The sequence below is a fragment of the Paracoccus everestensis genome (genome assembly GCF_021491915.1).
GTDB classification, from domain to species: domain Bacteria; phylum Pseudomonadota; class Alphaproteobacteria; order Rhodobacterales; family Rhodobacteraceae; genus Paracoccus; species Paracoccus everestensis.
The window spans coordinates 477,401-497,959 of the sequence record NZ_CP090836.1; the positions used below are offsets into that span (position 1 = coordinate 477,401).

24 protein-coding genes are annotated in these 20,559 nt (G+C 64.9%); 15 read left to right on the forward strand and 9 right to left on the reverse strand.

Going from position 1 to position 20,559, the window contains the following annotated elements; genetic code table 11:
* Window positions 1-37: 37 nt before the first annotated feature.
* Window positions 38-559, forward strand: coding sequence for an NnrU family protein (locus LZ585_RS02380; RefSeq protein ID WP_234854863.1), 522 nt, complete (start codon window positions 38-40; stop codon window positions 557-559).
* A 57-nt stretch (window positions 560-616) separates the two neighbouring features.
* On the opposite strand, the gene LZ585_RS02385 is transcribed toward LZ585_RS02380, so the two are convergent.
* The gene (locus LZ585_RS02385; RefSeq protein ID WP_234854864.1) at window positions 617-1,675 is read right to left on the reverse strand and encodes an NAD(P)/FAD-dependent oxidoreductase; all 1,059 of its coding nucleotides are present in this window, start codon (window positions 1,673-1,675) and stop codon (window positions 617-619) included.
* Between LZ585_RS02385 and mnmD the strand changes: the two genes are divergently transcribed.
* Window positions 1,674-2,345 carry a tRNA (5-methylaminomethyl-2-thiouridine)(34)-methyltransferase MnmD gene (gene mnmD / locus LZ585_RS02390; RefSeq protein ID WP_234854865.1) on the forward strand — a complete coding sequence of 224 codons (672 nt, stop codon included), beginning with the start codon at window positions 1,674-1,676 and terminating at the stop codon, window positions 2,343-2,345. The genes LZ585_RS02385 and mnmD overlap by 2 nt on opposite strands.
* Here mnmD and LZ585_RS02395 read toward each other — a convergent pair.
* Together LZ585_RS02395 and LZ585_RS02400 are read right to left on the reverse strand one after the other, a co-directional pair.
* Window positions 2,342-3,067, reverse strand: a complete 726-nt coding sequence (locus LZ585_RS02395; protein ID WP_234854866.1) for a rhomboid family intramembrane serine protease — start codon at window positions 3,065-3,067, stop codon at window positions 2,342-2,344. The two genes, mnmD and LZ585_RS02395, sit on opposite strands and share 4 nt — an antisense overlap.
* Window positions 3,068-3,071: 4 nt before the next feature.
* Window positions 3,072-3,494, reverse strand: a complete 423-nt coding sequence (locus tag LZ585_RS02400) for an META domain-containing protein (RefSeq protein WP_234854867.1) — start codon at window positions 3,492-3,494, stop codon at window positions 3,072-3,074.
* Between the two features lie 121 nt (window positions 3,495-3,615).
* Here LZ585_RS02400 and LZ585_RS02405 point away from each other — a divergent pair, with 121 nt between their 5' ends.
* The 12 genes from LZ585_RS02405 (at window position 3,616) to ettA (ending at window position 14,675) form a co-directional block, all read left to right on the forward strand.
* Window positions 3,616-4,908 carry a 4-aminobutyrate--2-oxoglutarate transaminase gene (locus LZ585_RS02405; RefSeq protein ID WP_234854868.1) on the forward strand — a complete coding sequence of 431 codons (1,293 nt, stop codon included), beginning with the start codon at window positions 3,616-3,618 and terminating at the stop codon, window positions 4,906-4,908.
* Window positions 4,905-5,240, forward strand: coding sequence for a hypothetical protein (locus LZ585_RS02410; protein WP_234854869.1), 336 nt, complete (start codon window positions 4,905-4,907; stop codon window positions 5,238-5,240). The genes LZ585_RS02405 and LZ585_RS02410 overlap by 4 nt, the downstream gene beginning before the upstream one ends.
* A 197-nt stretch (window positions 5,241-5,437) precedes the next feature.
* Window positions 5,438-6,022 (forward strand): NADPH-dependent FMN reductase, encoded by a 585-nt coding sequence (locus LZ585_RS02415; RefSeq protein WP_234854870.1) that lies wholly within the window; start codon window positions 5,438-5,440, stop codon window positions 6,020-6,022.
* Window positions 6,022-7,218, forward strand: coding sequence for an MFS transporter (locus tag LZ585_RS02420; RefSeq protein WP_234854871.1), 1,197 nt, complete (start codon window positions 6,022-6,024; stop codon window positions 7,216-7,218). Before LZ585_RS02415 ends, LZ585_RS02420 begins: the two co-directional genes overlap by 1 nt.
* Window positions 7,215-8,156, forward strand: coding sequence for an ABC transporter ATP-binding protein (locus LZ585_RS02425; RefSeq protein ID WP_234854872.1), 942 nt, complete (start codon window positions 7,215-7,217; stop codon window positions 8,154-8,156). The genes LZ585_RS02420 and LZ585_RS02425 overlap by 4 nt, the downstream gene beginning before the upstream one ends.
* A complete protein-coding gene (locus LZ585_RS02430) occupies window positions 8,153-8,923 on the forward strand; it encodes an ABC transporter permease (RefSeq protein ID WP_234854873.1) in 771 nt (256 codons plus the stop codon). The genes LZ585_RS02425 and LZ585_RS02430 overlap by 4 nt, the downstream gene beginning before the upstream one ends.
* Window positions 8,924-9,196: 273 nt before the next feature.
* Window positions 9,197-9,502 (forward strand): hypothetical protein, encoded by a 306-nt coding sequence (locus tag LZ585_RS02435; RefSeq protein ID WP_234854874.1) that lies wholly within the window; start codon window positions 9,197-9,199, stop codon window positions 9,500-9,502.
* On the forward strand, window positions 9,493-10,869 hold the full coding sequence (gene rimO, locus LZ585_RS02440) for a 30S ribosomal protein S12 methylthiotransferase RimO (RefSeq protein WP_234854875.1): 1,377 nt from the start codon (window positions 9,493-9,495) through the stop codon (window positions 10,867-10,869). Before LZ585_RS02435 ends, rimO begins: the two co-directional genes overlap by 10 nt.
* Complete coding sequence (locus tag LZ585_RS02445) at window positions 10,866-11,480, forward strand: BglII/BstYI family type II restriction endonuclease (protein ID WP_234854876.1); 615 nt, start codon at window positions 10,866-10,868, stop codon at window positions 11,478-11,480. The genes rimO and LZ585_RS02445 overlap by 4 nt, the downstream gene beginning before the upstream one ends.
* Complete coding sequence (locus tag LZ585_RS02450; protein ID WP_234854877.1) at window positions 11,464-12,099, forward strand: MT-A70 family methyltransferase; 636 nt, start codon at window positions 11,464-11,466, stop codon at window positions 12,097-12,099. The genes LZ585_RS02445 and LZ585_RS02450 overlap by 17 nt, the downstream gene beginning before the upstream one ends.
* Complete coding sequence (locus tag LZ585_RS02455) at window positions 12,096-12,962, forward strand: sulfotransferase family protein (protein WP_234854878.1); 867 nt, start codon at window positions 12,096-12,098, stop codon at window positions 12,960-12,962. The genes LZ585_RS02450 and LZ585_RS02455 overlap by 4 nt, the downstream gene beginning before the upstream one ends.
* Window positions 12,963-13,019: 57 nt before the next feature.
* Window positions 13,020-14,675 carry an energy-dependent translational throttle protein EttA gene (ettA, locus tag LZ585_RS02460; protein ID WP_234854879.1) on the forward strand — a complete coding sequence of 552 codons (1,656 nt, stop codon included), beginning with the start codon at window positions 13,020-13,022 and terminating at the stop codon, window positions 14,673-14,675.
* 70 nt (window positions 14,676-14,745) lie between these two features.
* Here ettA and LZ585_RS02465 read toward each other — a convergent pair whose 3' ends face one another.
* The 6 genes from LZ585_RS02465 to lysM form a co-directional block, all read right to left on the reverse strand.
* Entirely contained in the window at window positions 14,746-14,898 is a 153-nt protein-coding gene (locus LZ585_RS02465; protein ID WP_234854880.1) for a hypothetical protein, read from the reverse strand.
* Between the two features lie 71 nt (window positions 14,899-14,969).
* The gene (locus tag LZ585_RS02470; RefSeq protein ID WP_234854881.1) at window positions 14,970-15,245 is read right to left on the reverse strand and encodes an HNH endonuclease; all 276 of its coding nucleotides are present in this window, start codon (window positions 15,243-15,245) and stop codon (window positions 14,970-14,972) included.
* Between the two features lie 11 nt (window positions 15,246-15,256).
* Window positions 15,257-16,105 (reverse strand): glycosyltransferase, encoded by an 849-nt coding sequence (locus tag LZ585_RS02475; protein ID WP_234854882.1) that lies wholly within the window; start codon window positions 16,103-16,105, stop codon window positions 15,257-15,259.
* A gap of 25 nt (window positions 16,106-16,130) precedes the next feature.
* Window positions 16,131-17,105: a glycosyltransferase family 61 protein gene (locus LZ585_RS02480; RefSeq protein ID WP_234854883.1), complete on the reverse strand. Its 975-nt coding sequence runs from the start codon at window positions 17,103-17,105 to the stop codon at window positions 16,131-16,133.
* A gap of 205 nt (window positions 17,106-17,310) precedes the next feature.
* Window positions 17,311-19,194 (reverse strand): acyl-CoA synthetase, encoded by a 1,884-nt coding sequence (locus LZ585_RS02485; protein WP_256445639.1) that lies wholly within the window; start codon window positions 19,192-19,194, stop codon window positions 17,311-17,313.
* Between the two features lie 143 nt (window positions 19,195-19,337).
* A complete protein-coding gene (gene lysM / locus LZ585_RS02490; protein WP_234854884.1) occupies window positions 19,338-19,844 on the reverse strand; it encodes a peptidoglycan-binding protein LysM in 507 nt (168 codons plus the stop codon).
* A 166-nt stretch (window positions 19,845-20,010) separates the two neighbouring features.
* Here lysM and LZ585_RS02495 point away from each other — a divergent pair, with 166 nt between their 5' ends.
* Window positions 20,011-20,553: a CAP domain-containing protein gene (locus tag LZ585_RS02495; RefSeq protein ID WP_234854885.1), complete on the forward strand. Its 543-nt coding sequence runs from the start codon at window positions 20,011-20,013 to the stop codon at window positions 20,551-20,553.
* Window positions 20,554-20,559: the final 6 nt, after the last annotated feature.

The window sequence follows — 20,559 nt, forward strand, 5'->3', positions numbered from 1 at the left end:
CGCTGGCGCTGCCCTCTGCAAGCGGCTAGATGGAGGCATGACCGGATGGATCGAATACGGGGCCGCCTGGGCCTGTTTCCTGGGCGCGCACATGATCCCGGCGCTGCCCGGGCCGCGCGGCTGGCTGATCGCAACACTGGGGCGGCGGGGATACCTGGCGGCCTTCAGCCTGCTGTCGATCGGGCTGCTGTACTGGCTGATCGTGGCGGCGGGACGGGCGCCCTATGTCCATCTGTGGGACCAGCCGGGCTGGAGCCGCTGGCTGGTCAACATCGCCATGCCGGTGGCAATCCTGATCGGGACGCTGTCGGTCGGCATGTCGGGGCTGGTGGTGGCCTTTGCCCTGTGGGCAGGCGCGCATCTGGTCGCCAATGGCGATGTGGCCCATGCGATCTTCTTTGGCGGGATGGGCATCTTTGCGCTGTCCGGCATTGCGCGGTCGGGGCTGCCTGACGCGTTCCGGATGACTTGGAGGCGGCTGGCGCTTGCGGTGCTGATCTGGGCCGCGCTGCTGCACCTGCATCCGCTGGTGATCGGGGTGTCGCCCTTGCCTGCCTGACGGCAGGCGAAGGCCGGAGCGCTGCCCCGGACCCCGGGATATTTGGACCAAGGCAAATCAGGTGAGGCGGAAGCCGTCGGGGATGGCGTCATGGCCGTCCAGGATCAGGTCTGCCATCACCTGCGCCACCTTGGGCGCCATGCCGAAGCCGATCTTGAAACCGCCATTGGCCACAAAATGGCCCGGGCGACCGGGCCATGGTCCCAGGATCGGCGCACGGGTCCGGGCGCGGGGGCGGGCACCGGCCCAGCGGTCAATCACCGGCGCGTCTTGAAGATTGGGGCAAATGGCGCGCGCCTTGGCGATCAGGGCGTCGATCTGATCGTCAGTGTCCAGATGGCCGTAGTCGTTTTCCGAGGTCGAGCCGACCGCAACCGTTCCGTCCGCATGGGGAACGATATGCAGACCGTCGGCAAAGACCTGCGGGGCGTCGGGGGCGGCATATCGCAGCAGCGCCGACTGACCCTTGACGCCCTTGCCGATGGGACGGCCCAGGTCGCGGGACAGGTCCGTCAGCCCCGCCGTGCCAGTCGCCCAGAGAACCGGGCCGGACAAGGGGCCGGGCTGCTGGCCCTCGACGATTTCTCCGCCCCGGTTGTGGATGGCGGCGGCAAGCGCCACGCCCGCCGCGCGGGGAGACAGGCGGGCAGTCAGGCCGTCGAACAGCCAGTGGCCGGACGGGCTGCGGGGCATCAGATCGCACTGGTGCCGGTCGGTCAGGTGCATGGCGCAGCCTTCCGGCCAGCGGTTCTCCGCAGCAGCGATGCGGTCGCCGAGGCGTTCGGCGGCGGCTGTGTCGGCCAGGGGTTGAAGCCGTCCGGTGCGGGCATATCCGCTGGGCAGGCCCGACGCATTCTCGACCCCCGCCCAGAAGCCGGGGGCCATCAGCAGGCTGTCCAGTTGAAAGGCCTTCTTGGGGTTCCAGTTGTCCGGCGCATGGGGGGCAAGCGCGCCGACATGGCCGCCGGACGATCCGGCACCGATCCGTTCGGCCTCGATCACGCGGACGCGGGCGCCGCGCTGGACCAATTCCCAGGCGCAGGCAAGCCCGAAGATTCCGCCGCCGATGATCGTCACGCTTGTCAAGACCTGGCTCTTTCCCCTAGCTGCCCCCATGAATGCGTTACCCGATGCCGATCCCGCCCGCCACCCGCAGCTTGACTGGCAGGAGGGCGGCGTGCCGGTGTCCACCCGCTTCGACGATCCCTATTTCAGCCTTGCGGGGGGGCTGGCGGAAACCCGGCACGTCTTTCTAGCGGGCAACGGCCTGCCCGCGCGGCTGCGACGGGGGTTTCATGTGGCGGAACTGGGCTTTGGCACCGGCTTGAATTGCCTGGCCCTGGCGCAGGTTGCCACCGACCCGGTGGTGATGACCAGTTTCGAGGCCTGGCCGATGAGCCTGGCACAGCTTGAACAGGCCCATGCCGCCTTCCCGGACCTGGCAGGGCTGGCGGCGCAGCTTCGGGCAGGCTGGGGGAACGACAGGATCCGCCTGGGCCAGGTCACGCTGCATCTGGTGATCGGCGATGTGGCGCAGACGCTGCCTGTCTGGGACGGCCGGGCGGATGCCTGGTTCCTGGACGGCTTTTCCCCCGCCAAGAACCCGCAGATGTGGGGGGACGACATCATGGCCCATGTCGGGCGCTGCACGGCGCCGGGCGGAACCTTTGCCACCTATACCGCCGCGGGCGCGGTGCGGCGCGCGTTGGCGCAGGCGGGCTTTCACGTCGAACGCCGCCCCGGCTTTGGCCGCAAGCGGCACATGAGCGTCGGGGTCAGGCCCTAGCGACCGACGCGCGGGATGCGGGTCGCGGCATAGACCACCTCGGGATGCGGGGGATGGCCGTGGGTGCGCGCCCAGAAGGCCCGCCCGCCCAGCCACAGGAACCGCGGCAAGGCCAGCACGACGCCCGCCAGGAACCCGCCCGCGTGCGCCCAGTATGCAACCCCGCCCCCGTCGCCGGGCGTGGTGTAGCCGCCGAAGATCTGGATCGCCAGCCAGACGCCCAGCACGATCCAGGCAGGCAGGGTGAATATCTTGAAGAAGATGATGAAGATTGCGACGATATCGACCCGCGCGCGCGGAAACAGCAGAAGATATCCGCCCATGACGCCCGCGATGGCGCCGGATGCGCCCACCATGGGAATGGGCGAAAGCGGATCCGCCGCAATCTGGGCCGCCGCCGCCGCCAGTCCGGCGGCCAGGTAAAAGGCCAAGAATCCCAGCCGGCCCATCTGTTCTTCCAGGTTATCGCCAAAAACATACAGGAACAGCAGGTTGCCCGCGATATGCATGATCCCGCCATGCAGGAACATATGGGTCAGCAGGCCCCACAGCAGTTCCCCCTGGATCACCGCCAGCGGATACAGCGCCAGCCGCACCCACAGCCATTCCCCGCCCTGCACCACAGGCAGGGTCAGCAGATACATCGCGATATTGGCGGCGATCAGGCCATAGGTGACCCAGGGACGCTGGTCGGACGGGTTATGGTCCCGGATCGGGAACACCGGCCTATTGCCCGGCTGCGGAAATCAGGCCGATGCGTTCGCGCCCCTCGGGGTCGACTAGGGCGATGCCCCCCAATGCCCGCCGCGCGGCGGTGACGGAACCCAAGGCCATTCCGAACCGCGTTTCGGCCATCATGCGATCAGGCTCGGCGCAGGCCATGCGGGTCATCACTGTCCCGCCGAGGGTCATGGCGCCGCCGCTTTCGGTCAACTGCGCGCTGTAGCGGTTGCAGGGCGCCCGGCCCGTGACGCGCCCGCCCTCGCCCACATCCAGCGTGACGCCGGCCGGTGCGGGGGCGCCGTCGATGCGGGCCACGGTGAAGCTGTTGCCGGGCTTCAGCATGGCCACGGACCTTTCGCCTGTATCCTGGCAAGCCGCCAGGGCGGCAACGGTTGCAAGCGCGGCAAGGGTGCGGATGATGGTCATGCGATCCTCGGGGGTGTTCGCGGCCAAGCATCGCTCGGCAGGCCGGGCTGTGCAAGGGCGGGCCTGTTCGGCGGGGATGGGCTGCGCTAGCATCCGCCAAATCCGCAAGGGAGCGATTCCGATGACGACCATGACCGACCGCAAGGACGCCGCCATTTCCCGTGGCGTGGGCATGACCACGCAGATCTATGCCGAACGGGCCGAGAATGCCGAAATCTGGGACCGCGACGGCAACCGCTATATCGACTTTGCGGCGGGCATCGCGGTCGTGAACACCGGCCACCGCCATCCGAAGGTCGTCGAGGCCGTGAAGGCGCAACTGGACCGCTTCACCCATACCTGCCACCAGGTCGTGCCGTATGAAAACTACGTCTCGCTGGCCGAGCGTTTGAACGCTTTGGTTCCCGGCGATTTCGACAAGAAGACGATCTTCGCCACGACGGGGGCCGAGGCGGTGGAAAACGCCATCAAGATCGCCCGCCATTATACCGGGCGGCCCGGCATTGTCAGTTTCGCAGGCGGTTTTCACGGGCGGACCTTCATGGGCATGGCATTGACCGGCAAGGTCCAGCCCTACAAGGCGGGCTTCGGACCGATGATGCCCGATGTCTGGCACCTGCCGTTCCCCAATCCCCTGCACGGCGTCAGCAAGGAAGACGCGCTGAAATCCCTGCAGCAGCTGTTCAAGGCCGATCTGGAACCGGCCCGCGTGGCGGCCATCATCGTGGAACCTGTTCAGGGCGAGGGTGGGTTCTACGAGGTGCCGCCCGGCTTCATGGCCGAACTGCGCGCGCTGTGTGACCATCACGGGATGCTGCTGATCGCGGACGAGGTGCAGACCGGATTCGCCCGCACCGGCAAGCTGTTCGCGATGGAACATCACGGGGTCGCGGCCGACCTGACCGCCATGGCCAAGGGGCTTGGCGGCGGCTTGCCGATCAGTGCCGTCACCGGCCGGGCCGAGGTGATGGACAGCCCCAATCCCGGTGGCCTGGGCGGCACCTATGCGGGCAATCCGCTGGGCGTGGCCGCAGCCCATGCCGTTCTGGACGTGATCGAGGAAGAAGGGCTTTGCGACCGCGCCACCCGCCTGGGCCAGCGGTTGAAGCAGCGGCTGGCTGCGGCGCGCGACCAGATCCCGCAGATCGCCGACATCCGCGGCCCCGGCTTCATGAACGCGGTCGAATTCAACCTGCCCGGCAGCGACAGCCCCAGCCCCGATTTCACCAACAAGGTCCGGGAAGAAGCGTTGAAGCGCGGCCTGATCCTGTTGACCTGCGGCGTATACGGCAACGTGGTCCGTTTCCTTGCACCGCTGACGATCCCGGACGCGGTGTTCGAGGAGGCCTTGGATATCCTGGACGACAGCCTGCTGGCGGCAAGGAACGGTTCTCATTCGGGATCGGGTGCATGACGGATGTCGCCCTGGGCCAGCTTGCGACGTCAGAGTTGATGTTCGTCGTTGTCCTGGGGCTGGGCCTGGCGATCTTCAATGGCGGGATGGCGGCGGTGCTGCCTGCCCGATCCCGGGGTGCCTGGCTGTTGATCATGGCCGCCGTGCAACTGGCCTTTGGCGGTCTTTTGATCGTTCTGGCGCGATCGACCCTGTCACAGCAGGGCGGGGACATCCGCTATTCGATCGGCGTGCTGTTCGCCGCGCCCGTCGTCATCGGCGGGGTGATCGCCGTGGCCATGTGGGTCGTGGATCGAAGGTTCTTGCGCACCGCCCGTCGCCGGGAACCCTAGGCAGGGCTGCCACGGGACGGCACGGAGGCGGCTTTCCGGATCGCGGAGAATGCGGGCCTCTTGTCCGGGGGCGGGGCAGGACGGTGGCGGGGCTTCGGGGGATCATTGGAACGGGGACCGGCACTTTCGCCTTGTCCTTGGCCGGGGACGATTGTCTTAAGACCCGAAGGCCCTGACACAGCGCGCAAGGAGCGGGAATGACGGAACGCAAATGCATCGGGGTGATCCTGGGGTCGATCCGCGAAGGCCGGATCAACGACCGCGTGGCATTCTGGGTGATCCGCCAGCTGGAAGGGCACGGCTTTGCCACGCGGACCATCGACCCGGCCGACCCCGACCTGCTGCCCGTGCAACTGGGCGACGAAGCCGCAATTCAGCGGCTGCGCGGCCAGATGGCGAACCTTGACGGCTTTGTCATCGTCACCCCCGAATACAACCATGCCGAACCGGGGCATCTGAAAACGCTGATCGACAGCGTCACCGCCGAATGGTGGGCGCGCCCCGTGGGGCTGATCGGCTATGGCGGCCTGTCGGGCGGATTACGCGCGTTGGAGGCACTGCGCATCATCCTGGCGGAACTGCATACGGTGACGCTGCGCGACACGGTCAGCTTTGCCTCGCCTTGGCGGCGGTTCGACGAACTGGGCCACATGACCGACCCCGATGCCGCAGCCGCGGCCGAGGCCGCGATGGCCGTCTTTGCCCATCGGCTGGATTGGTGGGTCGAGGCCCTGGCCCATGCGCGCCATGCCCGCCCCTATGACCCCCGGGATGACGGCTGATGGATCGACTGCTGGTCGACCCGCGAAGCTGGGGGCTGATGCTGGCTGCGACGCTGACGGTGATGTCGAACGCCACGATCACCCCCTCCCTGCCGGGGCTGGAAGCCGCCTTTGCCGACGATCCGCTGGCCCCCACCATCACCCGGCTGCTGATCACCGCGCCGTCGCTGCTGGTCGCGGTCGTGGCGCCCTTGGCGGGGGTGCTGACCGACCGGCTGGGACGCCGCCGCCCGCTGCTGTGGGGGCTGGTCATCTATGCCATTGCCGGCACCGCTGGGCTTTATCTGCCCACGCTGGAGACGATCCTGGCCAGCCGCCTGGCGCTTGGCCTGGGGGTCGCGCTAATCATGACAGCGCAGGCCGCGTTGATCGGTGATTACTTCGACGGCCCGGCGCGCGGGCGGCTGGTGGGATACCAGATGGCCGCGACCAATCTGGGCGGCCTGATCTTTGTCACGACCGCTGGCGCCCTGGCCGCCATCGACGCGCGGCTGCCCTTTGCGATCTATGGGCTGGCGGTGCCGCTGTTCCCGCTGTTGTGGCGGATTCTGCCTGAACCGCCCCGTGCTGCCGGAGGTCGCGGTCCTGTGGCCCGTCACGAATTGCCCGCCGATCCCGGCTGGCGGATGGTGGCCACCGTCATGTCGGGGGCGGCGGGGCTGACCTTTGTCATCTTCTATGCGGTGCCCACGCAACTGCCCTATCACCTGCAAGGGATCGGGCTAACGGATCCGCGCCACGCGGGCGTGGTGATGGGGGCGATGATGGCCTCGGCCGCCGTCATGTCGGTTGTCTCGGGCCTGGTCCGGCTGGGGCGGATCGCCACGCCTGTCGCAGGCTATCTGGGATTGGCCGGGGGCTTTGCGGCGATTGCCCTGGCGCAGGGGCTGGGGATGGCGATGGCGGGGGCGGCGCTGATCGGGGCGGGACTGGGGTTCTGTATGCCGACCTTTATTACAACGGCGTTGAACGCCGCACCCGCGCGGTATCGGGGGCTGGTGTCGGGGCTGATCACCTCGGCCATTTTCCTGGGGCAGTTCCTGTCGCCCCTGGCGTCGACGCCGCTGGTCGCCCATCTGGGTTATCCGGGGGCCTTCCTGACGGGTGCCACAGGTTTTGTCGTGCTGGCGGTGGCGCTGATCGCAATGCTGCGGCGCCAGGCTCCGGCGGTGCAGGTGAAAAGGATTTCCGAATGACCGCGATCATCCAGATCGACCATTTGTCCAAGCAATACGGCAGCGGCACCAAGGCGCTGAGCGATGTCACCCTGGACATCCACGAGGGCGAGATCATCGCCCTTCTGGGTCCGAACGGGGCGGGCAAGACCACGCTGATTTCCATCATCTGCGGGCTGGTGGTGCCCACGGGCGGCACGGTTCGCGTGGGTGGCCACGACATCCGCACGGACTGGCGCGGCGCGCGCAAGCTGATCGGCCTTGTTCCCCAGGAAATCGCCCTTGAACCCTTCGAGACGGTCCTGAACGCGGTCCGCTTCACGCGCGGCCTTTATGGCGAAGGCCCGGACGACGCCTATATCGAACAGGTGCTGCGCAGCCTGGCCCTGTGGGACAAGCGCGATGCCAAGACCCGCGAGCTGTCGGGCGGCATGAAGCGGCGGGTGCTGATCGCCAAGGCCTTGTCGCACCGGCCCAAGGTGCTGTTCCTGGACGAACCCACGGCGGGGGTGGACGTGACCCTGCGCCGCGAGATGTGGGAGGTCGTGGACCAGTTGCGGCGCGATGGCGTGACGATCATCCTGACCACGCATTACCTGGAGGAAGCCGAGGAAATGGCCGACCGCATCGGCGTCATCAACCGCGGCCAGCTGCTGCTGCTCAAGCCTACGGCGGATCTGATGGGCGAGTTCGGCAAGAAGACCCTGACGGTCGAGTTGATAGAACCCCTGGCCGCCATCCCCGATACGCTGGCGGACCGGGGATTGCGCCTGTCTGCGGACGGGCGGTCGCTGGCCTATGAATACGACACCCGGGCCGAACGCACCGGCATCGCGCATCTGCTGGGCGATCTGGCGGGACAGGGGATCATGGTGCGCGACGTATCCACCCGGCAATCCAGCCTTGAAGAAGTGTTCATGACGCTGGTCAGCGAACCGCGTCAGGAGGTAACGGCATGAGCGGCGTCAACTGGCCCGGCGTCTGGGCGATCTTCCATCACGAGATGACGCGCTTTTTCCGCACCGTCATGCAGTCGATGCTGTCGCCGGTCGTGTCCACGGTGCTGTATTTCGTGGTCTTCGGCGCGGCCATCGGCGGGCGCATCCAGTCGGTCGAGGGCGTGGAATACGGCGCCTTCATCGTGCCCGGCCTGATGATGCTGACGATCCTGCAGCAATCGGTCAGCAATGCCAGCTTCGGCATCTATTTCCCGAAGTTCAGCGGCACGATCTATGAATACCTGGTGTCCCCGGTGGGCTGGATCGAGGTGACGCTGGGCTTTGTGGGGGCGGCCGCCACCAAGGCCGTGCTGATCGCCCTTGTGATCCTGGTGACCAGCTTCTTCTTCGTGGGCGTCCATATCCTGCACCCGTTCTGGATGCTGGCCTTCCTGATCCTGACCGCCACCGGATTCAGCCTGCTGGGCTTCATCATCGGCCTATGGGCGAAGAACTTCGAGCAGTTGCAGATCGTGCCGATGATGGTGATCACGCCCTTGGTTTTTCTGGGCGGCGCGTTCTATTCGTCGGATATGCTGCCGCCATTCTGGGAAGGCGTGGCCAAGCTGAATCCGGTCCTGTACCTTGTGTCGGGCTTTCGCTGGTCGTTTTTCGGCCTTGCCGACGTGCCGGTCGGCGTGTCTCTGGTCGCGGTCACCGTGATGATCGTGGCCTGCTGCGCGGCGATCCGCTGGATCTTCGCGACCGGCTGGCGGCTGCGCGAGTGAGCTGCGCTGCTCCATGTTGCAGATGCGGGACTGGGGATCGAGCCTGACATAGTCGCGTGCCGTGATGACCTGCATCTCCATCGTGCGGTTCCAGCCGCCGAACCAGCGGTCGCGGATGCCATTGCGATAAAAGTTGCCCATGATCTGGTCCACATAGGGCGGGATGATCTGGGTGTTCGGGATGCGCGGCGCGTGAAAGCCGATGCGCGACTTCGGCCCCAGGCAGGCATTGGGCAGCGTCGTCAGGATCGTGCAGGCCGACCGGCAGTATCCTTGGATCCGCACCGTCTTGCCCGACCGGGCCAGCCGTTCGCGCAACTGCACCATTTGCAGCACATTGCCGCCGCGATGGTTTTCCACGTCGATAAAGCGCCCCCGATCGACGATATCGGCGTTGGTTGCGGCGGGAACCACGCCCGTCAGGGCGGCGGCAAGGGTCAGGATCAGGCGAAATCGGGTCATGCGGTGTATCTTGCCGATTGGCGGAGTTTCGGGAAATCACGTTCCGGCGACGTCAAGCGTGCCGCATCCCCCTTTTCCGGCGCGCCCGAATCACCTATCTGCGGCGGATGCACATGAACCCGCCCGACCTGCGCCCCGACCTGGCCCGCGCCCGCATTCCCGATGACAGCCTTGGGGTGCGCCGCGAAGGCCAGCCGACCATCGGCATGGTCAGCCTTGGCTGTCCCAAGGCGCTTGTGGACAGCGAACGCATCCTGACCCGCCTGCGGGCCGAGGGCTATGCGATCAGCCCCGACTACAAGGGTGCGGATGCGGTGATCGTGAACACCTGCGGCTTCTTGGACAGCGCCAAGGCGGAATCGCTGGATGCGATTGGCGAGGCGCTGCGCGAGAATGGCAAGGTTCTGGTCACGGGCTGTCTGGGGGCGGAACCCGAATACATCACGGGCGCCCATCCCAAAGTTCTGGCCGTCACCGGCCCGCACCAGTACGAGGCCGTGCTGGATGCGGTCCACGCCGCCGTGCCACCGCAGCCCGATCCCTTTATCGACCTGCTGCCTGCATCGGGCGTCAGCCTGACCCCGCGCCATTACAGCTATCTGAAGATTTCCGAGGGCTGCAATCACCGCTGCAAGTTCTGCATCATTCCCGATATGCGCGGACGCCTGGTCAGCCGCCCCGCCCATGCCATCGTCCGCGAGGCCGAGAAGCTGGTCGAGGCCGGGGTCAGGGAATTGCTGGTCATCAGCCAGGACACTTCGGCCTATGGCCTGGACCGCAAGTTTGAAACCGAACGCGGCCACCGCGCCCATATCACCGACCTGGCCCGCGACTTGGGCAGCCTGGGGGCCTGGCTGCGGCTGCATTACGTTTACCCCTATCCCCATGTGCGCGACCTGATCCCGCTGATGGCGGAAGGGCTGGTGCTGCCCTATCTGGACATCCCCTTCCAGCACGCCCATCCCGAGGTGCTGCGCCGCATGGCCCGTCCCGCCGCCGCCGCGCGGACCCTTGACGAAATTGCCGCCTGGCGCGCGGTCTGCCCGGACATCACCCTGCGATCCACCTTCATCGTGGGCTATCCCGGCGAAACCGAGGCCGAGTTCCAGACCCTGCTGGACTGGCTGGACGAGGCGCAACTGGATCGCGTGGGCGCCTTCCAGTACGAGAACGTCAAGGGCGCGCGGGCCAATGACCTGCCCGATCATGTCGCGCCCGAGGTCAAGCAGGACCGCTTCGAGCGTTTCATGGAAAAGGCCCAGGCGATTTCCGAAGCCAAGCTGGCGGCCAAGGTCGGCAGCCGGATCGAGGTGATCGTGGACAGCGTGGACGATCAGGGGGCCACCTGCCGCACCAAGGCGGACGCCCCGGAAATCGACGGCAACCTGTTCATCGACGAAAGGTTCCAGGCCCTGGCCCCCGGCGATATCGTGACCGTGACCGTGGACGAGGCGGGCGAATACGATCTTTGGGGCCGTTTGTGACGCTGCGAAACCGGCTGCCTGCCTTTATCGCCGACCATTACGAGGTTCACGAATGGCGCCATGCAAGCGCCATCCTGGCGCATGACTTTCCCGATGAATGGCGCGACATCATCGACGTGCTGACATCCTTCCGCCTGAAACGCGAATGGATCGAGGTGGGGGGCGGCAACAAGTCGCGCGTGTCGGCCTTTATCGACGGGTTTCTGGCAACGCGGGGCTGGCGTGAACGGCAGTTCCGCACCGGCATCGTGGTCGATGACCTGATGAAGGAAAGCCCCACCCACAAGGTCGATTGCTTCAAGCGCGGCATCGGGCTGGAGATCGAGTGGAACAACAAGGATCCGTTTTATGATCGCGATCTCAACAACTTCCGCCTGCTGTTCGACCTGCGCGCGTTAAGCGTGGGTGTGATCGTCACCCGGGCGGATGAACTCCAGCAGATCTTCCGCCAGCTTGGGCGGGGGTCGTCCTATGGCGAATCCACCACGCATATGTCGAAGCTGTTGCCCCGAATTGAAGGTGGCGGCGGGGCGGGCTGTCCGCTATTGGTGTTCGGTATCACCAAAGCCCTTTACCTGGACACCGGAGGCCACGTTGAGCAGCGCGTCTGACGATCTTCTGGCCACCGCAGGCGCCGTCAAGTTCGGCACCATCCTGGCCGATCCCCCCTGGCAGTTCCAGAACCGCACGGGCAAGATGGCCCCCGAACACAAGCGCCTGTCGCGTTACCCGACCATGACGCTGGACGCGATCTGCGACCTGCCCGTCGAGGCGGTGGCCGACGCCCGGGCGCATCTTTACCTGTGGGTGCCGAACGCCCTTTTGCCCGAGGGGCTGAAGGTGATGGAACACTGGGGCTTCAAGTACAAATCCAACCTGATCTGGTACAAGGTCCGCAAGGATGGCGGCCCCGACCGGCGCGGCGTGGGGTTTTATTTCCGCAACGTGACGGAAATCCTGCTGTTCGGCGTGCGCGGCAAGGATGTGCGCACGCTGGATGCGGGCCGCAGCCAAGAAAACATCATCGCCACCCAGAAACGCGAACACTCGCGCAAGCCAGACGAGCAGTACGACCTGATCGAGGCTTGCAGCTGGGGCCCTCGGCTGGAGATGTTCGCGCGGGGTCCGCGCAAGAACTGGACCGTCTGGGGCAACCAGGCCGATGATTACCAGCCGGACTGGCCCACCTATTCCAACCATTCCCAAAGCAATGTGGTCAAGCTGCGTTGAGCAGCCTTGGCACGGTACTGGATCCGGCGGGCCAGCCGCGAAAGCCCGGCGCGCTGTGCATCGGCGCGCAAAAGGCCGGGACAAGCTGGCTGGCGCAGATGCTGGGCCAGCATCCCCAGATCTGGATTCCTCCGTTCAAGGAGGTGCAGTATTTCAACCACCTGTTCCTGCCGGGCCACCGGAAATGGATCGACTGGCATTACCGCCAGAAGCCCCAGGAAGTACGCGACCGCCATGCCAGGCGCGGCATCCCCGTGCCCCCGGATCTGGACGCCTATCTGAACGGTGTCACGCGCGGCAAGATGTTCCACAACCAGTGGTACAAGCGCGTCTTCGCCCCCGCACCGCCGGTCGCCATTCCGATGGACTTCACGCCGGAATATTCGACCCTGCCCGACGAAGGCGTGGATTACGTGGCAAGGTTCCTGCCCCGCGCCAAGGTCATCTACCTGATCCGCCACCCCGTTGACCGCGCCGTGTCGCAACTGCGCATGAACCTGCAACGCGAAGGGCGCCGTCCCCAGACGCTTGCCGAATGGATGGCGGAAATCGACAACCCCGTGCTGCACGACCGGGGGGACTACGCCAGCTATCTGCCCCGCTGGCAGGCGCAATATCCTGAAATGCTGGTTCTGCCCTTCGGCCGCATTGCCCGCGATCCCCATGGCCTGATGGAGGCGGTCGAGGCGCATCTGGGCATCGGTCCCTGGCTTTATTCCAACATCGCGGAAAAGGTCTTTGCCAGTCGCAACCCCCTCCAGCCGCCGCCCGAGGCGATTGCCGCCCTCGAGGATCGCATTGCCCCGCAACTGGCCTTCTTGGCGGATCACCTGGGCGCGGATTTCGTTGCCCAGACGCGCTGACCTTTCGCTTGGCCCCGCTTTCGCCTAAATAGCACCCAAAGTTTGCAGGAGATTCCGATGGCGTCCTATCAGTTCGTCTACCACATGGACGGCGTGTCCAAGACCTATCCCGGCGGCAAGAAGGTGTTCGAGAACATCCACCTCAACTTCCTGCCGGGCGTCAAGATCGGCGTCGTGGGCGTGAACGGCGCGGGGAAATCGACCCTTCTCAAGGTCATGGCCGGCATTGACAAGGATTTCCAGGGCGAGGCCTGGGCCGCCAAGGGCGCCAAGGTCGGCTATCTGTCCCAGGAACCCTGGCTGGATCCGCAACTGAACGTGCGCGGCAACGTCATGGAAGGCGTGAAGGCCAAGCAGGCCAAGCTGGACCGCTATAACGAACTGGCGATGAACTATTCCGACGAGACCGCCGACGAGATGGCGCGGTTGCAAGACGAGATCGACGCAGAGAACCTGTGGGATCTGGACAGCCAGGTGGACATCGCGATGGAGGCGCTGCGCTGCCCGCCCGACGACGCGGATGTGGAAACCCTGTCAGGGGGCGAACGCCGCCGCGTGGCGCTGTGCAAGCTGCTGCTGGAAGCACCCGATATGCTGCTGCTGGACGAGCCGACCAACCACCTGGACGCGGAAACCATCGCCTGGCTGCAAAAGCACCTGATCGAATACAAGGGCACGATCCTGACCGTGACCCACGACCGCTACTTCCTGGACGATATCACAAGCTGGATCCTGGAACTGGAGCGCGGCCGCGGATTGCCGCACGAGGGCAACTATTCGTCGTGGCTGGAGGCCAAGGCCAAGCGCGTGGCGCAGGAAGCGCGCGAGGACAAGTCCAAGCAGAAGGCCATGGAAAAGGAACTGGAATGGATCCGGGCAGGCGCCAAGGCCCGCCAGGCGAAATCCAAGGCCCGGATTTCCGCCTATAACAAGATGGCCGACGAATCGGTCAAGGAATTGGTGGGCAAGGCCCAGATCGTCATCCCCCATGGCCCGCGCCTTGGCGGCAAGGTGATCGAGGTCGAGGGCCTGAAAAAGCACATGGGCGACAAGCTTCTGATCGAGGATTTGTCCTTCAGCCTGCCGCCCGGCGGCATCATCGGCGTGATCGGTCCGAACGGCGCCGGCAAATCCACCCTGTTCAAGATGATCACCAGCCAGGAACAGCCCGACGAGGGCACCATCACCATCGGCGAGACGGTGAAGATGTCCTATGTCGATCAGTCCCGCGACAGCCTGGATCCCGACAAGACCGTGTGGGAGGAAATCTCGGGCGGGGCCGAGGTGATCGAACTTGGCGATGCGCAGGTCAACAGCCGCAACTATGTGGGTTCCTTCAACTTCAAGGGCGGCGACCAGCAGAAAAAGGTGGGCCTGCTGTCGGGCGGCGAACGCAACCGCGTCCACATGGCCAAGCTGCTGAAATCGGGCGGCAACGTGCTGCTGCTGGACGAGCCGACCAACGACCTGGACGTGGAAACCCTGCAAGCCCTGGAAGCCGCGATCGAGAACTTCGCGGGCTGCGCGATCATCATCTCGCACGATCGGTTCTTCCTTGACCGGCTTTGCACGCATATCCTGGCCTTCGAGGGCGATGCCCATGTGGAGTTCTTCGAGGGGAACTTCGAGGATTACGAGAAGGACAAGGTGCGGCGTCTGGGGCCGGACAGCATCGAGCCCAAGCGGGTGAAGTACAAGAAGTTCACGCGGTGAAAGCCAAAGGCGGGGCTAGGCCCCGCCGACACTGGCATGGTACGCAACGCCCGCGGGCGTTGCGCTTTCTCTAGGCATTGACCGGCGGCTTGCCGGGGCACTGCGCCACGATCAGCGTGGGCGTCGGGCCTGCTGCCTGATCAGTCGCGACCGGGCCTTGAGAGGCGAGGACCGGGGCGGCAAGCAGGCAGGCGGTGAGGGTAGCAAGGGAAAGTCGCGTCATGAAGGCTCCTGTCTCTTGTTGCAATGGTTCAGCCTGACCCGAATCGGGCCGGGGACAAACACACAGGCGCGTTACCGGACCTTGCCTGTCCAGCCGGGCGGACGTTTGCCCACCCAGTCGAAGAACCGCCGCAGGTCGGGATGACCGCGCAGTGCCTCGGTGGTGGCAAAGTTGCGCGCGAGGTCCGTCTCGCTCAGGGTCTTGTGGATGGTCTTGTGGCAGACATGGTGCAGCAGCACCGTCTCGCCTCCCTTGCCGCCGCGCAGCTTTGGGATCAAGTGATGGCGGCTTTGGGGAACGCCCGGGGGGATCGGGCGCAGGCATAGGGGGCAGATGGGGTCGTCCACCACCGGGACCGTCAGGCGTCCGCCAGCATCCGGTCAAAGCTGCACATCGCCATCCCCGCATCCGTCATGTAACCGAAATGGCGTTCCACGGCGCGTTCCACATCGGACCGGCTGGCCTTGGACATGCCGCGCTTGCGCAGGATCTCGGGTGCGTGGCGGGGCGTGTCGTTGTCGCCCCGATGGGTGACGATGTTGGGGAAATGCGGATCGGTGACAGCGACCAGCCGGGTCGGGATCGCGTAATGGCCATAATCGAAGATCGTGCGCGAGGAATGGCGGATCGCGGCGCCCGCGCTGAAAAACGGGCTGTACCAGTTATAGATGCCTTCGGTCGGGCCATCGGTGATGCAATAGAAGATCGATGGAAAGCTGACCGCGAAATGGGCATTGCGCCACATGCTGGCGGCATGACGACGCAGGCGGCGGATGTAGTCCCTGGAGACGCAATCATCGTCGTCCAACCTGAACTGGACCGTGTCGGCCAGATCCAGACCGACTTCCGCAGAAACCGTCCCGATTGCCTCCGAGATATGGGTCGGGGGAAGAAAACGCAGGATCACCTGGTCCACGTTTCGGCAGATATCCTCCAGCCGCGCGCGATACGGATCGGGCATCCGGTCCGAGGATACGACCAGGAACCGGAAATCAGCATCGCTTTGATGGGTCAGCGACCGCAGGGTCAGATGCTCGAACGTGGCCAGCCGGGACTCGAGGCGTTCCGGCATGAACAGTTCCCGCGACTGGGTCGCATAGATCGCCTCGAGGGCTTCGTCCGGCTGATTGCGGAAAGCCTTCCAGTCCCCCCGGCCCAGCATCGAAAATCGGCAAACACCAAGGATTTTGACATCGCGGTCGTTCATTCGCTGTTTCCCTTTGGCTTGGCCGTCAACGTTCAAGCGGTATGCGGACAAGATCGTCCGCGTGTTTCGACCGGACCCATGTCAGGCTTTCGGTCCTGTCCTGGTCGGATGGCGCCTTCCATCGATCCTTGTCGTCGATAAAGCCGTGATCCTGCAAACCCCGGGCCAGGCTTGCATGGTCAAGCTCTCCCCAACTGAGGTGGTTCGAGGAGGTTGCGCCCTTTTCCACCCAATTCGCCGCAAGCGCGTCGATGATGACCGGGTCGCGCCCAATCATGCCGCTGATCTGGGCAGCAATGGATTCATGGGCCTTGTTGTCGCGGCGCAGGATGAAGGCGATCTTCTTTGACGGTTCGGCCACCATGCCCGCAATGTGAAAGGCAGAACTGTCGACGCCCACGATATGGGTCGCCGACTTGTAGAAGCGCAACTGCTCCTGAAGGTCCATCTTTTCAGGATGCATGATCGTGTAGCCCTGATCCATCATATTGCGTTCGATGGTCTTTTCATACAAGACGCCGCCGCGGCCGTTGAACCTCGTGCGTGAAACATAAATCTTGCGCGGCGGGTCCGAGGGCAGTGCCTGTGCCATGCGCGTCATGGTCGCGCGGAACTCTGGTGTTCCTTCGGCGATCCTGCCCAAGCCGAAGCCTTGGCCCGGGACCAGCAATTCCTCGACCATGATGGGTTTTTGAACGATCCTCTCCTTTGCCGTCAGGCCAAGAAGGCTCCAGAACTTTGCCTGATAGCTTTGGAAGGCCGACAGCTTGTCATGCTTCGGAACGAAAAGAACGCTGTCGATGCCCGGGTGATCGAAGGCCCAGCACCGCGCCATGGTTTCCGTCATGAAGTGACCGAAATGCCCATAATAAAGCCCGCCCCACAGGTGTCGCCCCGGCAAAAAGTCTGCAGGCTCCCTGGCTGCGTCCACGGGACGCGTCATGCGGATGCCGCCTCGCCAGGTCGAGGCGTGCAACACATCCTGGCCAGCGGCGGTCACAACCCCGCAGGGTGGGCGACCTGTACTTTCTTGCGGGGGAAAAACCCAGGCATTTCTTACGGTGACGATTTCTCGTGACCAGCCAGAGCCGGGAAGGGGTTCGCTCATCGCTTGTCCTTACTTGCAGGGCAGATGCCACCCTTCGCCTTAAAGGTGTATTAACCCCTTACCCTGGCCGATTAAAGCAGGAACCTTGCAAGGACCGTCACACCCACTCCCACGGGCGCGTAAATTCCCCTAGCCTTGCCTTGACCGCCCCTTCGTCCGTCCCGGCCTCGCGGGTCAGCCGTGCCACCAGCCCGCGCTTCTTGTCCTCGACCACCTCGGCCACATGGGCACCGGTGCCGGACAAGGCCGCGTCATAGACGCGCTTGATGGCAAGGCGGCGCAGGTCGGGCTTGAAGATCTTGCCGACGGCCGTTTTCGGCAGTTCGGGCAGGATCTCGACGTGCTTGGGGATGGCGGCGCGTTCGTGGATATGGGTCTTGGCGTGGTCCCGTAGCTCGGCCTCGGTGACGGAAGCGCCTGCGACCAGTTCCACATAAACGCAGGGCAGCTCGCCCGCAAAGCTGTCCGGCTGGCCGATGGCGCCGGCGAAGGCCACGGCGGGGTGGGACAGCATCGCCTCCTCGATCTCGGCGGGGTCGATGTTGTGGCCGCCGCGAATGATGAGATCCTTGGCCCGGCCGGTGATCCACAGATAGCCATCCGCGTCCAGCCGACCCAGGTCGCCGGTCCGCAGATAGATGTCGTCGGCGAACAGGTCGTGGTTCTTGTCGGCCTCGGTATAGGTCGAACCGGGGAAGACGCCGGGATTGGCGACGCAGATTTCCCCCACCACGTCGGTCGGGCATTCATGGACCCGGCCCCCGTCGTCGTGATTGAGGATGCGGACCTGGGTATAGGGCAGGGGGATGCCCACGGAACCCACCTTTTTCATGCCGTCTACCGGATTGCAGCTGACCAGGCAGGTGGCCTCGGTCAGGCCATAGCCTTCGGCGATCTCGACCCCGGTGGCGGATTTGAAGCGGTTGTAAAGCTCGATCGGAAGGGGGGCCGATCCCGAAATGGCGGTCTTCAGCGAGGACACATCGGCATTGACCGGGCGCTGCATCAGCGCGGAAATCGCGGTCGGCACAGTGATCAGGAAGGTCGCCTGCCAGCGTTCGATCAGTTTCCAGAAATTGTCGAACACGCCTTCGCCCCGGTATCCGGCAGGGGTGGGCATCACCACATGGGCACCGGAGGCGATGCAGGACATCAGCACCGGATAGGCGGCAAAGACATGGAACATCGGCAGCGGACACATCAGCACGTCGGTTTCGTCGAACAGCAGCGACCCGCCCAGCCAGCCGTTATAGATCATGCCGGAATATTTGTGCTGGGCCACCTTGGGCGTGCCGGTGGTGCCGCCGGTGTGGAAATAGGCCGCGACCCGGTCCCGCTGCATGTCGTCGAAGTCCAGGCGCGTGTGCCTTTCGGCGCTTGTCGCGGCCTCGAAGTTCAGAACCTTGGCCTTGTGGCGGCGCTTCACGCGCGGACGGATCAGCGGCACGATGTAACGCTTGATACCGCGCAGATGGCGGTTCAGGTCCACCTCGATCACATGGGTGACGCTTGGGGCATTGGCCACGGCCTCGGCCGCCTTTTGCGCAACGTCGGTTTTCGGGAAGGCGCGCAGAGTCACCAGCACCTTGGCCCGGGTTTCGCGCAGGATGCCCGCGATCTGCTGGGCGTCCAGCAGGGGATTGATCGGGTTGACGATCCCCGCCGTGGCGCCCGCCAGCAGGACCACCGGGGTTTCGATGCTGTTGGGGAGCAGATAGGCCACGGTGTCGGACGGGCCGATGCCCAGCTTGCGCAGCAGGTTGGCGGTTTCCGTCACGCGTTCCAGCAGTTCCCGCCAGGTCAGGGTCGTCGCATGGTCCGCAGCCCCGGACAGAAGCTGAAAGCTGATCGCGGGCCGGTCGGGAAAGCGTTCGGCGGTGCGGGTCAGAAAGCCATGGATCGTGACCGGCAATCCCCGCGCCTGATACGGCATTTCCACCTGCAAGGCGTTGCGGTCGTCATAGTTGCGAAAACGCGTCATCCGTCCCTCTCCCCTTCGGGATCACCCTCCTGATCCCGCCTTTTGTCCTAGAATGGGCCATTGGCGGGAAAAGGGGCAAGGGTCTTGACGGCCATGCGGCGCGGGACGCGGCGTCAGACGTATCCGACACCGCGTCAGGGGCCTCAGCCCTGCGGGATGCGCAGGGTCTGGCCAGGATAAATCTTGTCGGGATCGGAAAGCATCGGGCGGTTCGCCTCGAAGATGGCGTTGTATTTGCCGGCACTGCCCAGATAGGCCTTGGCAATGGCCGACAGGGTTTCGCCCTTCTTGACGGTATGAAAGACCGGGGCTTGCCCGGCTTCCGGCCCCGCCTCGGGCAGGTCCGCCTCGACCTTGGCGATGCCTTCGATGTTGCCGACGGCAAGCACCAGCTTTTCCAAGGTTTCGCGGTCAGCGCCCTTGCTGTCGATCTTGACGGTGTCGCCGCGCAGCGTCAGATGCACGTCGTCCTTGTCCAGGTTCAACGCCTTCAACTCTGCCTTGAGCGCCGCGACCTTGCGGGCCGTGTCGGGATCAGGGGCAGGCTTTGCGGCGGTGGCGCCAGGCTGCGGGGTCGATTTGGGTTCGGCCGCTTCAGCCTTGCCGAAGACGGATTTTCCAGCGTCCTTGACGAAATCCCAGATGGCCATGCAAGCGTCCTTTCATTGGGTCCAAGCGCGATCTGGTGGAAAACGTCCGTTTGCCGGAACCGTTCCCTCTGGTCATTTTCCACCGTCCGCCCATATTTCAACCGTGCATTGTTAAATTATTAATTTTTTCACCCTCAGGATGCTATTGCCTCAAAAGGTGAGAACGATGACTCATTCCCTTCAAATTGCAGTCGCGATGCTGTCTTGCGTTATCGTGGCGGGCTGCGCCCAGCCAGTGCGCGATATCAGCAACGGCGGCGACGATCCCCATGCCATGCAACTGATGCCTGCGGGCAAGGCGACCTGCCTGGCCACCAGTTCGGGCCAGAACAGCCATGGCGCGGCCGTCACCAGTGCGGTGCGGCGCAATGCCGGCCTGCCGCCCGTGCAGCCCAGTTCGGTGCTGGCGCAGGTCGCCGCCCGGCACGCCTGCGACATGGCGCAGCGCGGCCGCATGACCCATATCGGCAGCAAGACCAGCGGTCCCGGTCCGCGCGTCAAGGCCGCAGGCTATGCGCCTATGGTCACGGCCGAAAACATCGCCGCCGGACCATTCTCGCAGGAACGCGTGCTGGCAGAGTGGAACGCCTCGGGCGGGCACATGGCGAATATGCTGATCCCGCAGGTGCGCGATTACGGCATCGGCCAGGCCATCGGGCCGGATGGAAAGACCCGGTTCTGGGCTGCGGTCTATGCCGCGCCCCGGTGATCCTGT

Coding starts and splice junctions, on each gene's coding strand:
- LZ585_RS02380 (WP_234854863.1), top strand. CDS start 38: ATGACCGGATGGATCGAATACGGGGCCGCCTGGGCCTGTTTCCTGGGC.
- mnmD (WP_234854865.1), top strand. CDS start 1,674: ATGAATGCGTTACCCGATGCCGATCCCGCCCGCCACCCGCAGCTTGAC.
- LZ585_RS02385 (WP_234854864.1), bottom strand. CDS start 1,675: ATGGGGGCAGCTAGGGGAAAGAGCCAGGTCTTGACAAGCGTGACGATC.
- LZ585_RS02400 (WP_234854867.1), bottom strand. CDS start 3,494: ATGACCATCATCCGCACCCTTGCCGCGCTTGCAACCGTTGCCGCCCTG.
- LZ585_RS02405 (WP_234854868.1), top strand. CDS start 3,616: ATGACGACCATGACCGACCGCAAGGACGCCGCCATTTCCCGTGGCGTG.
- LZ585_RS02410 (WP_234854869.1), top strand. CDS start 4,905: ATGACGGATGTCGCCCTGGGCCAGCTTGCGACGTCAGAGTTGATGTTC.
- LZ585_RS02415 (WP_234854870.1), top strand. CDS start 5,438: ATGACGGAACGCAAATGCATCGGGGTGATCCTGGGGTCGATCCGCGAA.
- LZ585_RS02420 (WP_234854871.1), top strand. CDS start 6,022: ATGGATCGACTGCTGGTCGACCCGCGAAGCTGGGGGCTGATGCTGGCT.
- LZ585_RS02425 (WP_234854872.1), top strand. CDS start 7,215: ATGACCGCGATCATCCAGATCGACCATTTGTCCAAGCAATACGGCAGC.
- LZ585_RS02430 (WP_234854873.1), top strand. CDS start 8,153: ATGAGCGGCGTCAACTGGCCCGGCGTCTGGGCGATCTTCCATCACGAG.
- rimO (WP_234854875.1), top strand. CDS start 9,493: ATGCACATGAACCCGCCCGACCTGCGCCCCGACCTGGCCCGCGCCCGC.
- ettA (WP_234854879.1), top strand. CDS start 13,020: ATGGCGTCCTATCAGTTCGTCTACCACATGGACGGCGTGTCCAAGACC.
- LZ585_RS02465 (WP_234854880.1), bottom strand. CDS start 14,898: ATGACGCGACTTTCCCTTGCTACCCTCACCGCCTGCCTGCTTGCCGCC.
- LZ585_RS02475 (WP_234854882.1), bottom strand. CDS start 16,105: ATGAACGACCGCGATGTCAAAATCCTTGGTGTTTGCCGATTTTCGATG.
- LZ585_RS02485 (WP_256445639.1), bottom strand. CDS start 19,194: ATGACGCGTTTTCGCAACTATGACGACCGCAACGCCTTGCAGGTGGAA.
- lysM (WP_234854884.1), bottom strand. CDS start 19,844: ATGGCCATCTGGGATTTCGTCAAGGACGCTGGAAAATCCGTCTTCGGC.
- LZ585_RS02495 (WP_234854885.1), top strand. CDS start 20,011: ATGACTCATTCCCTTCAAATTGCAGTCGCGATGCTGTCTTGCGTTATC.